The following is a 12,489-nucleotide window of genomic DNA, read 5'->3' on the forward strand; positions in this document are numbered from 1 at the left end:
AACTTTACGGGGTCACTTCAGTCTTGAGAGGTACACGGGCTTTTGTTTTTTGAACGTCACGCAATGTGTTCTTGGTAGTAAGCTCCAAGGGCACGTACATCACTGCTGCACATGATCTTTATTGCTTGTTTAATATGGTTAATGGGCCAATCCCACCATTTGATTTCTGACAACATAGCGACACATTCGTCGTCAAAGCGTTGGCGAACAATATGATTGTGACCAACAACAATCGAGTAGGGCGGGACATCTTTAGTGACGACTGATCGCGCACCAATCACGGCACCATCTCCAATCTTCACGCCCGGCATGATCATCGCTTCGCTACCAATCCACACGTCATTACCTACTACGGTATCACCTGCGCGTTCAAAGCCGCTTTGTACATCTTCTCCAAACACTTCAGGAGAAAATGGAAAGGTAGAAACCCAATCTACCCGATGGCCTTGATTGCCAGCCATCATAAAGGTCGCGCCAGAAGCGATTGAACAGAACTTGCCAATGATCAGTTTGTCCACTTCACCATAAGCGCCATCTTGCCACTCTTGTTGAGTAACGCTGTCGCCCATCAAATAACGAACCGATTGATCTTCAAATGTTTTACCGTGATAAAACCCCGAGTAATAACTGTAATCCCCCACCTCGATATTCGGGTTAGTGACATGGTCTTTGATCACTTGCCCTTTTAACCAAGTAACGAATGCGTTCATTCGTGATTCTCCGTTCCAATTTTAAGTTGTAAGTAGTGTAGAGCCTTTCTATTATTTCCAGTAGATTGTTTTTAGAGATTCATAATTACCATATGGAAATAAAGTGGTTAAGCTACGTGCCGATGTACATTGCTCTATGTGAAGAGAAGAGTATTGCTGGTGCGGCGAAAAAACTGCGTTGTTCAAACGCGCACGCGAGCCGTCAATTAAGGCAGTTGGAAGAGATTCTGTCAGTACAGTTGATTCAACGTACAACAAGGCAGTTTAATCTTACTTACGATGGGTTGCGTTTCTATCAACAAGTAAAGGGCTTGATGGAAGGGGCGGAGCAGATTAATGAACAAGTGATGGGAAGTGACCGAGTCGCTGGGCATTTGCGCATCGCGGCGTCGGCATCATTTGGCGCGGCGTTATTGAGCCGAGCATTGATCGAGTTTCGCCAACTATATCCGGAAGTGACGTTCGAAGTGATCTTTTCAGAAACGCCTTTGGATCTTATTGAGTCTGGCTTTGATGTGGCGTTTTTCTTCACGAACAATCCACCCGAGGGTTATATCGGTCACCATTTGCGCTCTTTACACTGTAAACCGTTCGCACATAAAGCGTACTTGTCCAACAAACCAAAAATAGCAATGCCGGAAGATCTTCATCTGCTTGACCATATTGTGTATCGCAATGAAGTGCTAAACCTCGATACGTGGCACTTTCATCATATCGAAACCAAGCAAAAAGTTTCGGTGGCTTTGCAAAGTGTACTCAGTTTTAATTTGGTTCAATCCATGCTTGAAGCCACTCTTGCGGGATGCGGCGTTGCAATGTTGGATGAATTCGCATTGGAGAAACTCAACGGTGAAGAGCGATCGCAACTCGTGCCGTTACTCCCTGAATGGCAAACCGAAGCGATCTTGCCGCTCTATATTCTTTATCCTAAACGTGAGCATTTACCAAAGCGAACGCAGGCGTTTATTGAGCATTTCAAACAGCAATCATTTTAAACTGATAGGTTGTCTTGAGCGTGTAGGTCTTTAATCTCTGCTGTGCCTTGAAAGTGTTGATTACAAGTGCGGCAGTAGAATTGAGGAGTTAACTCGTGATAGTGGTTACCGGTAAAACAGCGTGATACCAACACCATCAAACGGGCTGTTTTGCCGTTGATGTTTTCTGGTTGAGTATTGATGCGTTTCATCACGCGTTTGTGTTCAGTAGGTTTGTTGCAGTGTGAGCAGAATTTTACAGGCATAAGGCTCTCATATTGATTAAGCGTTTATTAATTGACGAGAGAGTACTTTGCTTAATGATGAAAAAGTAAACATGCATGTAATGATAATTGACAGCAATGCCTACTGGGGAATTCATAAAATGGCTAGTCATTGAAAAGAAGGAAGATTTCACTCCTCGACATTTTAAAGGCAGGAAAAATATCGAGGAGGAAATCTTAGCTAACTAAAACGAGTGTATGGACATTTACAGCTCGTAACGTAGCCCGAAGTGGTAGTAGCTTTCATCTGCATGTGCACCACCAAACGAGACTTCTTGTGCGTTGTCGTAACCACGCGAGCCATTACGGTCAACGTAACTGGTGTAGATAGAAGAGCGAGGGGTCAGTTTGTATTGCACTTCAACGGTTGTGTCTTTCAGTTCAAGCTCGTCACCATCGCTGTTTTCCAGAGAGCGGTAACCTGCACGTAGCGCCCATTTGTCATTTACACTGTAAACTGCGGTCAGCTCCATGACTTTATCGGTACTGGTTTCAGAGAAGTAACCTTCTAGCTCATCTTCTGAGTAAAGCGCACCTAACATCAAATCACCCAAGTAGTAACGCGTACCTGCACCCCAGAAGGTGTAATCGGTATCGTTGTTTTCACGCGCATCGCCTTTACTTTTTTGCATTGCGACTACTGGGGCTAATGTACCCAAATCGCCCATTTCAAGGGTGTAACGTAATGCGGCGTTGTAGCCGTAATCGAGTTCAGACGTGTTGTTACCTAGGATGTAAGCCACAGATGCATCAAAGTTGCCAATACGGTTCTGGTATTGCAGCGTACCGTCTTGACGGAAAACTTGTGTCGCGGTTTTATCCACTTTATTTGCTTGGCGCGCCATAGAAACGTCTGATGACGCGAACACATCACCAATGTCGGTGAACATGATCAATCCTGATGCAACACGGCCACCTGTGATTCGACCGTAATCTTGCGCATCAATACCGGCCCAAACGTAACGCGCTGTCAGAGAAGGCTTGTCGTTCACTTGGTTGGCGTATTCTGCTGCGCCTACTTGGTATTGCGCTTGGCCAATCACAGAAGCATGTTCGTTGATGGTTTGTGAGCCATTTAAACCAATACGACCATCAAACTCGCCGTTTGTGTCGCCATGCTCGTCATTCTTATTGGTGACGTTAAAGCCAAGACGTGAGTAAAGGTTTAAAACTGAACCGTCTTCTGCTTGATAAAGTTGAGCGGCCATCGCTGCGTTCGATGCCATTAAAGTAGGGAGAAGTAGAGTTAAAATGTGCTTTTTCATGTGAACGACCTTTTCGTTTCTATTGTTTTTAAGCACGACAAAGCCCCTTCCGAATAACGGAATAAAATCAATGTCGTGAGAAGTAGAGAGAGGGTGCGCCCTTGAAAGCTCAAGGACGCGAGCTAGTCCATTCCTATAGGGGTTAGAATGATTTAGCTTAAATCAACGTCTTTGCAGCCAAAGAAATAGGTAGCTAGGAAGCCGACAATGTAAGAGATAAGCAGTCCAACGATGAACACCATCATGCCAGCAAAGATGCCACTGTCTGATGTCATCAGAGGAATCGCAACGATACCTGATGGACCGAATACGGTATTAAGGCCAACAGGTAAACCAAGGTAAGAGACTAAGCCGATAAAGAAACCACCTGCAGCACCACCAATACAAGCGGTTACGAACGGTTTAACACGCGGTAGCGTCACGCCGTAAATCAGTGGCTCACCGATGCCAAGTAGACCTGGAATGATGGCACCTTTTACTTGTGTGCGTAGCAGCGCGTCTTTTTTAGCTTTGAAGTACAGCGCCATAGATGCACCCACTTGACCGCCACCCGCCATTGCTAGGATAGGAAACAGCGAGTTAAAGCCTTGTGCTTCCATCAGGGCAAAGTACACTGGCACAAAGCCTTGGTGGATACCAAATACCACGGAAATCAAGAATAAACCTGCCAGAATCGCTGCGCCTAATGGGTTGTCATTCAAGTTTAGGAACAACCAAGACATGCCCTTGAATAGCTCACCGCCGATTGGCATGATGATCAAGAAGGTGACCGCGCCCATGATCAAAAGAGTAACAACAGAAGTTAAGATCATGTCCAGATCGTCAGGCATATACTGACGCACTTTTTTCTCGACCTGAGCACCAACGATCGCTGCCATCAACACGCCAATAATGTTGCCCCGAGGATCAATCGCAAAGCCGAAGAACTCGTTCATTCCGGCGTAAATACCTGAGGTTGCATCTGGGTTGTAACCCAAAACAAATAGGGAGGCGAGTATGGCACCATTGACGCCGGAGCCACCAAACGCTTGCTGTGCGTTATAGCCAATCAAAATACTTAAGAAAGCGAACAAACCTTTGCCGAACACTTTCATGTAGGCGATCAGGTCAACCATAAACTGGCTTGGCGTTTGGTCGAGCACGAAGATTTGTTCCAATAACGTGGCAAAGCCGAGCAGCAAACCCGCAGCAATAAAGCCGGGAATCAGTGGTGTAAATATGGTGGCAAACTTACTCAGAAAACGCTGAACCGCACTGGTTTGCTTACTCTTCATCTGTTTTTTCTGCTCTGCAGCGACAGCAGAAAGATCCTGTTGTGGTGCGTCAGGCTCTTCGCTGTCACCAGAGATTAAGCTGTCGATCAACTTATTCATCATATCGGCGGCTTGCTGAGCTTTACCGGGACCAAGAATGATCTGGAATTGCTCGTCGCTTTCTACCACACCCATTACGCCGGGAATTTGTTTAATGACGGATTGGTCCGCCAAGCTGTTATTCGCGAGAGATAAACGCAAACGCGTCATACAGTTACCGCATTTACTTACGTTGTTACTGCCACCCACTGCGGCGAGCAATTGCGATACTGTGTTAGAGGTAATTTTGGCCATAGGGACTATCCTTCAGGACTAGGGCTATTTAGTTATTATTTAGTGCTGCACGAATAAAACCGTTGTGCTCGGCGAGGCGAGACTTGGCTTGCTCTGCATCCAAATCAGCTAGAATCATTAAAATTGCGGTCTTACAGTGACGTTCACACGCTTCAAGGGCTTTTTCTACTTCTTCTTTTGGTGCACCGGTTGCTTCAACTACGATGTTGGTTTGACGCTGAATCAGCTTGGCGTTGGTGGCTTCTACATCCACCATTAAATTGCCAAACACTTTACCGCTGCGAATCATTGCGCCAGAAGTCAGCATGTTCAGCACCAATTTTTGTGCTGTGCCCGCTTTCATGCGTGAAGAGCCGGTGACGACTTCTGCGCCCACTACCGGAAGAATCGCGATGTCTGCGGCTTCTGCCATTGCGCATGCTGGGTTACAAGCGATTGATGCCGTTGTAGCACCGACAGATTTTGCGTACTCTAAACCACCTAAAACATAAGGCGTACGGCCGCTGGCGGCGATGCCAACCACAACATCATGTTGAGTCAGATTCAGCGTCTTTAAATCGTCTTGGCCCATTTGAGCGTTGTCTTCTGCGTTTTCTACCGCTTTCAAAATCGCTTGATGACCACCAGCAATTAAACCGATAACCATATCTGGGTGTGTGCCATAGGTTGGAGGACATTCACTCGCATCAAGAATACCAAGGCGGCCAGATGTACCTGCGCCCATGTAAATCAGACGGCCACCATTGGCGAACGCTGCAGTAATGACATCGACGGTTTGCGCGATTTGTGGCAATACTGCTTGTACTGCTATAGCGACTTTCTGATCTTCTTGGTTGATGACTTGCAGCATCTCGATGGTAGAAAGCGTATCGATCTCTGCGCTCGCTGGATTGCGGCTTTCTGTCACCAATCGGCTTAAATCAATTTTCATGTTCTGTGTACTCTTGTAAATGTTCAATCTGAGGGCGATTCTATGGAATAAAATATTCAATTTAGGTGATAAAAATCACACTTGAGGTTATTCTTTGTTCAGTGAAAGTTTGGAATAATGGCTGGAAATACTGACGCAATATCTTACGTAGATATAAGGGTTGTTAAGTTAATCAGTCAGTTAAAGAAAAGTGCGATTATTTCTGTTTTGGAATAATTTATTTAAAGTTTTTGGAATTTTGTCGTGTCCGTTATCAATAAAATCGTCGCAAGACGTACTCAGCTCTCTCACAGTGGTCGTCTGGTTGGCGATTGGATTGTCGAAAATGCAGAAAAAGCCGCGCAATTGACCAGTCAAGAGCTTGCTGAACAAGTGCAAGTGAGCCAGTCGAGCATTGTTAAATTCACCCAGAGGATTGGCTATAAAGGCTATAGCGAGTTCAAACTGGCGTTGAACGAAGATATTGGCCGCAAACAAGCGATGCAATCTACGCCACTCCACAGTGATATTTTGGCGGATGACCCGATTGCGGTTATTTCGCAAAAACTGGTTAAAGCGAAAGCCGACGCTATGTTTCAGACGACCAATGCACTCTCTTATGAGGCATGTCATCAAGCGGTGAAGTGGTTAAGTGAAGCGCGCCGTGTGCAAGTGGTGGGCATTGGCGGCTCTGCGCTAACGGCAAAAGATTTGAGTTTTAAGCTGCTTAAGCTTGGGATTACCGCGCTATCAGAACAAGACAGTCACGTACAAATTGCAGTTGCGCGTACGCTTTCTTCAGAGGATGTGCAGATCGCGATTTCTTTTTCAGGAGAACGAAAAGAGATTCTAGTGGCTGCGGAAGCAGCGAAAGAGCAGGGAGCAAAGGTGATTGCTTTGTCAGCTCCGGGGAGAAGCCGCTTGAGAGACATTGCCGATATCACGTTTGATACCATCGCCAATGAAACAGAGCATCGCAGCTCTTCCATTGCTTCGCGCACAGCACAAAACGTGATTACGGATCTGTTGTTTATTATTTTGGTACAACAAAGAGACGAAAGCGCACGTCAGTTGATCAGTGACATCAGCACCGATATCAAGCAGATCCTTACTTGATAGCCTCTAAAAAGATCCGGATGTTTAAATAGCAAGATCGTGTTGCAGCAGCGCAATAAACGCATCTAAGTGTTCTTCAATCGTCAGATCCGCCGAGATCGGGGGCAATTCGACAGTAATGCATGGCAATTGACGTTCATTACACCACGTTCCGAAAGACCCTGGCGTTTCGTAATCAACATCGTCAACGATGGGTAGATTGAATTGCTTGCCGAGCCATTTGGCCAAATCAGAATGAGCAGGGTCGTCGACAAACGCTAATGGTTCATGAAACGAGACCACAAATTTTGGTCTGCGCAGTTCAATCAAACTAATTAGTGCTTCAACTTCTGGCTCTAACTGTTCTTTGCTGCCTGTTTTTACTTTCACGTCTCGAACAGGTGTATGCGAGCTCCAGCGATAGACTGTGCCGTGCTCTGTCCAATTCTGCGTAGGAAACGCACGGTTTAGATCGACTTGATTGGCGTTGGCTCGCGTCCCCAGTTGGTTTGCGTCTGGGTTCATCGATAAAATTACATCGTGCTTCAGACACTCCGTTGGCAAGCTTCTTAACGCGCACGACAATCCGGCGATTGAGGCTGTCTCATCACCGTGTGTTCCAGCGAGAATAAGGCCTCGCGAGTCATTTTCTACTTGTGCTGGGAAGTACAACAACGGCGCACCTAGTACCGATCTTCCATATGATGTTGGCGTAATTAAAAATGCCGCTCTTTCCGTTCTTGGAATTAGACTCACCGTAATCTCCTGATTGTTCGAGTAGTATCTATTCATCACTCAAGCTATATATAACTCATGTTACAGCCGTTGAACTTAGCATCTTGAGATTACTCGGATATAAACTGAACACTTAAAGTTCGTCAATGCTTGTATGATGATTTGTGGTACTTGCTTCAAAAGACGTGTTAGGAGAACAAAAATCGATATGGAATTTAAAAAACACTCAACAGCCTTACTAATATCCTCTCTATTGACCCCATTTATATCCGCTTCTGCTTTAGCTGACTCTTTACCTGATGGTGTGCAACTCGCGCCGGAACAACATCTAGTGCGAGCAAACGACGCCGAAGCGGCAACGCTAGACCCTGCAAAAGCCGAAGGCTTACCAGAGATGCACGTGATTCGTGATTTGTTTGAGGGATTAGTCATTCAAGACCGAGATGGCAATATCGTTCCTGGTGTTGCGGAATCTTGGCAAACCGAAGACAACCAAACCTTTGTGTTCCAGCTGCGTAAAGACGCCAAATGGTCGAACGGCGATCCTGTAACAGCGAATGATTTTGTCTATTCACTGCGTCGTGCGGTGGATCCGAAAACTGCTTCTCCCAATGTTTGGTATCTCAAACTCACTAAGATCAAAAACATCGCCGACGTAGCAGAAGGCAAAAAGCCACTGGATGATCTTGGTATCACCGCCGTCGATAAACATACTCTGCGCTTCGAACTTGATAGTAAGGTGCCGTACTTTGTCGCAATGACAGGCCACACTTCGATGATGCCGGTACACAAAGCAACGGTTGAGAACAGCGAAAAGCCGTGGAGTGACCCACAGCAGTTTGTTGGCAACGGTGCATTTGTTCTGGATAAATGGGTGGTGAATGAACGCATTGAACTGAAAAAGAACCCAAACTACTGGGATAGTGCGGATACTCATCTCACAGAGGCGACATACATTCCGTTTGAGAACCAAAATGCATCGATCAATCGTTATGCGGTGGGCGAAGTGGACATCACCTCGGATGTACCAACCCACATGGCGCAAAAGCTGAAGAAGGATTACGAGCAAGCGTATACCGCGGTTCCGCTACTTTGTACTTACTACTACGCGTTTAATACTACGCGCCCTCCGTTCGATGATGAACGAGTTCGTAAAGCTGTGTCTTATTCGATGATGCGTGATGTGATCACGAATGGTGTCACACAAGTGGGTAATCTGCCTGCTTATACGTTTGCACACCAGTACACGGCTGGCTTTGATGCGACTCAGCCAGAATACAGCACATGGACGCAAAAACAGCGTGATGAAAAGGCGCGTGAATTGCTGAAAGAAGCGGGATACGGTGATGGTAAGTCTCTGGATTTCAAATTGCTGTACAACACCAGTGAATCGAACAAAGCGATTGCAGTGGCGATTGCTTCTATGTTGAAGAACAACTTGGGCGCGAAAGTCGAATTAGAAAACCAAGAGTGGAAGTCTTATCTCGTTGCTCGCAAGCAAGGCGATTTCGATGTGATGCGTGCCTCGTGGTGCGGAGATTACAACGAAGCTTCGACCTTCTTGAGTCTGTTACGTTCTGGTTCGTCAGGTAACTTTGCTCGTTACAGCAGTGAAGCCTACGACAATGCGATGAACGGTGCATTGGCGGCAACCGATGAGAAAGCGCGTCAAGGTTTCTATGACCAAGCCGAGCAATTGTTGGCGGCAGATATGCCAATCGCACCGATTTACTACTACATGCAAGCGCGTTTGGTTCGCCCTACGGTTGGCGGTTTTGCCAAGAACAACGTAGAGGGTCGTATCTACTCGAAAGACCTCTACATCAAGAAGTAGTGCTCAAAACAAGCGATAAATACGAAGCCCCGAAGATGTATCTTGCGGGGCTTATTTTTATTGCTAGCGAGTGGAGAGCTTATTCACGAGCATCGCCACTCGTTTGCCAAGATACTCTGCTGTTGCAACATCTGAGGCATGCAACTGACCATCTTCACCGCCTTGAGCAACAATGCCACCTTGTACGCCATATCGGTTCAGATTTTGCTCGCCAGAATTGCTGATCTTATCCAATCCGACCCACATCATGCCATGCTGACTAGCGAGCGTTTGTAGATACTGCAACGTCATTGACTGATCGCCATTCATTGCCCCACCACTAGTAAAGCCAGCCGCGATTTTGCCCGCCCATTTTTGGTAATACCAAGTTTCACTGCTTGCATCTGCAAATGCTTTAAACTGCGCTGCTACGCCGCCCATATAGGTCGGTGAGCCAAAGATAATCGCATCGCACTCAGCAAGTTCATCCATTAGGCTAGGGTTCACAAAACGTCCCTCAATAATCTCACTGCCTTCAATACGGTGAGAGAGAATTTCAAATCCACCTTGTTGCTCAATGCCTTGTTGTTCAACGCCAGCGGCAATCGCGCGAGCTAGCTGGCCTGTAACGTCGGTTTTAGAGAAATAAATAATCGCAATTTTGGACACAATGGTTCCTTTTTCATTGTTGATTTTGAATCGTGCGAATAAGGCTAAAACCTAAAGCGTAGTTGAGGTCAAGAGATGGTTTGAAATGAGTGAACTAAATGTTTGCTGATTGATTTAAGGAACAGTTTCAGTCCTTACTGGAGGAAAATTCCAAAACGATGCAGTAAGCGCTGCATTTTCTGGGATATTGAATGATGGCATTAAAGGATTTAGTGGTGATGGTTTAGGGAATCAAAAGGATATTCGTGGTTTGCCAAGAACAGCAAGTTCACAAGTAATTGGCCCTGAAGGTTATTAGCAAGAAAGAGGTGGTGCAATGTATGAGGCAGGACAACTTACGCAATATAGTGGAGTGAGGCAATGTAATTCGGGCTACATGGTTGTTTGTACTTTGGTTGGTTATCATAATCCTGACAAAATTGGTTCTGAAGCAGTTATTGATATTCCTGATTTAAGTGAATCGGCTGAAGTGTTAAGCTTCACATATGAAGTTACGAATAATAATAGAACTAGAGTGATCACAAAATTCGTAGTTGAAAGTAACAGAATCTCTGAGGCTATAAATAATATATCTAAGCTAGATGATGTAATTAATTACTGTAAATCAGAATGCAATAACAGGGAGTTTAATTTTGAACATAAATAGAAAGTTTTTTTGGATTCTTATTATTCTATTTAGTAGGTTTTCATATAGTAATGATCTTTATCTGGATATTTTTAGTGAAGTCCTCAACACTACAAGCTATGATGTATACGATAACCTTGAAAAAATAAAGTATAAAGATGAGTGTAGTTATCACTATATTAAAGGAATGTTTTATTATCGAGGTATCGTTTTTGAACAAAAACTCGATAAGGCCTTGTTAAACTTGGAAGTTGCTGGGGATTGCGGTAATAAATACGCCATAAGACAGCTTGTGGCACATTTCTCAGAGGAGAAGTTTTTTTCTGAAGATAGTTTGACGCATTGGTATAAGAAAGGAGATGAATATAACGATCCAATAACTTCAGCAAATTATGCTTACTTTCTATACTATAATAAAGAAAATTATGATCACGGTGAAGTTATTAGGTTATTGGAAAAAATTCTGGAGTACAAAAATGCTGCCCCAACTTTTCCTCTATATATAATGAGCCAGGTGTACTTAAAAGAAAATAATGAATGTAAGGCTATGAAATATTTGGAAAAGTCTATAGAGAATGGTGGAGTCGGGTATATAGATGAGTATATCTCCTTGAAAAAGAAGAACACATGTAAGTGATGTTTTTCATTGTCTAAATCAGTTGATTTACGTTCATTACTTTTTCAATGTTGAGTTATAGGAATTTTATTGCTGAAGTACTGGTATTCACGCATATGATAATAATTTTTTTGAAGGTTGGCCTGTTTTAAGACGAATCAAAATTAAACAGGCATCCTAAAGACAGATAACCTTTCATCACAAACAAAAAGCCGATGTAGATACATCGGCTTTTTAGTGGATTATTTCTTTCTGCGGGTATAAATGCGGGAGGTGGTTTTTGGCTCCTCTGGCTTGGCTTTTTCTTTTGCCAGTTTTAAGACCGCTTTTTGAAGCATCAAGTTGTTCGGGTAAGTGATTAGGTTGCCGTTGTCGTGCTTGATCAACACATGGAACATACGAATTTCCTGAATCTCACCACTGATGTCTTCGTCTTTATCTACCACTTTAATTCGGTCACCGACACGGTATGGGAAGACAAAGAAAATCAGAAAGCTTGCTGTAATGTTACTAAGAATCGACCATTGCGCGATGAAAGCCACACCTAATACTGCGAAAATCGATGATAGGAACAGCGACACATCGCCATAGCCAATACCAGTAACGATCGCGAAAATCGACACAAACACGAACAAAAAAGCGACGTTGAAGCAACGCTGTATAAAGCTCAGGCGTGCTTTTTTAACCCCTTTGGATTCTGCTAAATTCAGAATGGCACGGTTAGCGATTTTCTTCAGTACACGATAAGCAATCAGAATGATGACGCCCATCAACACTTTATAGCCAATAGAGCCAGCCGTGAAATACTGGCTGATTTGCTCTAGATGCATCCAATGATTCATTTCTTCAACTCGAGAATATTAAGAAGGCGCGTGTTATAGCCGATTTTGTCTCTCAAGTAATTATAAATTTCGTTTCCGCATGAGATTTGTTTTGAACAAATTTTGAGCTATATCTCAGTTCCGAATTGAGAAGAGACGAACTCTGATATCTGGTGTGTTGGCTGCTGCTAATCTAGAAACGGAGCTTACGATCGTTATGGAAAATGGTAGGGATGCGATGGAAGAAGATGAAAGGGCAATCATGGGATTAGTGGTTATTGTTGGCTTTGTGCTGCTTTGGATATTTCTCGAAGAGTTTGGATACTTTGGATTACTGACTATCAATAAATAAGCCCCGAGAAACA

The 12,489-nt window shown here is 44.4% G+C and carries 14 protein-coding genes; 6 read left to right on the forward strand and 8 right to left on the reverse strand.

Going from position 1 to position 12,489, the window contains the following annotated elements; genetic code table 11:
* Positions 1-56: 56 nt before the first annotated feature.
* Positions 57-710, reverse strand: a complete 654-nt coding sequence (locus BCT11_RS18485) for a CatB-related O-acetyltransferase (RefSeq protein ID WP_102388933.1) — start codon at positions 708-710, stop codon at positions 57-59.
* Between the two features lie 92 nt (positions 711-802).
* Here BCT11_RS18485 and BCT11_RS18490 point away from each other — a divergent pair, with 92 nt between their 5' ends.
* Positions 803-1,705: a LysR family transcriptional regulator gene (locus tag BCT11_RS18490; protein ID WP_102388934.1), complete on the forward strand. Its 903-nt coding sequence runs from the start codon at positions 803-805 to the stop codon at positions 1,703-1,705.
* On the opposite strand, the gene BCT11_RS18495 is transcribed toward BCT11_RS18490, so the two are convergent.
* From BCT11_RS18495 to murQ, 4 genes are all read right to left on the reverse strand, one after another.
* A complete protein-coding gene (locus tag BCT11_RS18495; protein ID WP_020197822.1) occupies positions 1,702-1,950 on the reverse strand; it encodes a hypothetical protein in 249 nt (82 codons plus the stop codon). The genes BCT11_RS18490 and BCT11_RS18495 overlap by 4 nt on opposite strands.
* Before the next feature lie 224 nt (positions 1,951-2,174).
* Complete coding sequence (locus BCT11_RS18500) at positions 2,175-3,233, reverse strand: porin (RefSeq protein ID WP_039973893.1); 1,059 nt, start codon at positions 3,231-3,233, stop codon at positions 2,175-2,177.
* 152 nt (positions 3,234-3,385) lie between these two features.
* Positions 3,386-4,840 carry a PTS N-acetylmuramic acid transporter subunit IIBC gene (gene murP, locus BCT11_RS18505; RefSeq protein WP_042605086.1) on the reverse strand — a complete coding sequence of 485 codons (1,455 nt, stop codon included), beginning with the start codon at positions 4,838-4,840 and terminating at the stop codon, positions 3,386-3,388.
* Positions 4,841-4,868: 28 nt separating this feature from the next.
* A complete protein-coding gene (gene murQ / locus BCT11_RS18510) occupies positions 4,869-5,771 on the reverse strand; it encodes an N-acetylmuramic acid 6-phosphate etherase (RefSeq protein WP_102388935.1) in 903 nt (300 codons plus the stop codon).
* Between the two features lie 243 nt (positions 5,772-6,014).
* On the opposite strand from murQ, the gene BCT11_RS18515 reads away from it, so the two are divergent.
* On the forward strand, positions 6,015-6,866 hold the full coding sequence (locus tag BCT11_RS18515) for an SIS domain-containing protein (RefSeq protein WP_102388936.1): 852 nt from the start codon (positions 6,015-6,017) through the stop codon (positions 6,864-6,866).
* Positions 6,867-6,890: 24 nt separating this feature from the next.
* On the opposite strand, the gene mpaA is transcribed toward BCT11_RS18515, so the two are convergent.
* The gene (gene mpaA, locus BCT11_RS18520; protein ID WP_102388937.1) at positions 6,891-7,601 is read right to left on the reverse strand and encodes a murein tripeptide amidase MpaA; all 711 of its coding nucleotides are present in this window, start codon (positions 7,599-7,601) and stop codon (positions 6,891-6,893) included.
* Between the two features lie 187 nt (positions 7,602-7,788).
* Between mpaA and BCT11_RS18525 the strand changes: the two genes are divergently transcribed.
* Positions 7,789-9,414 (forward strand): ABC transporter substrate-binding protein, encoded by a 1,626-nt coding sequence (locus BCT11_RS18525; RefSeq protein WP_102388938.1) that lies wholly within the window; start codon positions 7,789-7,791, stop codon positions 9,412-9,414.
* Positions 9,415-9,477: 63 nt separating this feature from the next.
* Here the strand turns inward: BCT11_RS18525 and BCT11_RS18530 are convergent, their stop codons facing one another.
* Positions 9,478-10,062 carry a flavodoxin family protein gene (locus BCT11_RS18530; protein WP_102388939.1) on the reverse strand — a complete coding sequence of 195 codons (585 nt, stop codon included), beginning with the start codon at positions 10,060-10,062 and terminating at the stop codon, positions 9,478-9,480.
* Between the two features lie 316 nt (positions 10,063-10,378).
* Here BCT11_RS18530 and BCT11_RS18535 point away from each other — a divergent pair, with 316 nt between their 5' ends.
* Together BCT11_RS18535 and BCT11_RS18540 are read left to right on the forward strand one after the other, a co-directional pair.
* A complete protein-coding gene (locus BCT11_RS18535; protein WP_102388940.1) occupies positions 10,379-10,708 on the forward strand; it encodes a hypothetical protein in 330 nt (109 codons plus the stop codon).
* On the forward strand, positions 10,695-11,324 hold the full coding sequence (locus BCT11_RS18540) for a hypothetical protein (protein WP_102388941.1): 630 nt from the start codon (positions 10,695-10,697) through the stop codon (positions 11,322-11,324). The genes BCT11_RS18535 and BCT11_RS18540 overlap by 14 nt, the downstream gene beginning before the upstream one ends.
* Positions 11,325-11,545: 221 nt before the next feature.
* Here BCT11_RS18540 and BCT11_RS18545 read toward each other — a convergent pair whose 3' ends face one another.
* Positions 11,546-12,133, reverse strand: a complete 588-nt coding sequence (locus BCT11_RS18545) for a mechanosensitive ion channel family protein (RefSeq protein WP_038871578.1) — start codon at positions 12,131-12,133, stop codon at positions 11,546-11,548.
* 208 nt (positions 12,134-12,341) lie between these two features.
* Between BCT11_RS18545 and BCT11_RS28530 the strand changes: the two genes are divergently transcribed.
* Entirely contained in the window at positions 12,342-12,476 is a 135-nt protein-coding gene (locus BCT11_RS28530) for a hypothetical protein (protein ID WP_009706678.1), read from the forward strand.
* Positions 12,477-12,489: the final 13 nt, after the last annotated feature.

The organism is Vibrio sp. 10N.222.52.B12, from assembly GCF_002875385.1.
Lineage (GTDB): Bacteria > Pseudomonadota > Gammaproteobacteria > Enterobacterales > Vibrionaceae > Vibrio > Vibrio jasicida.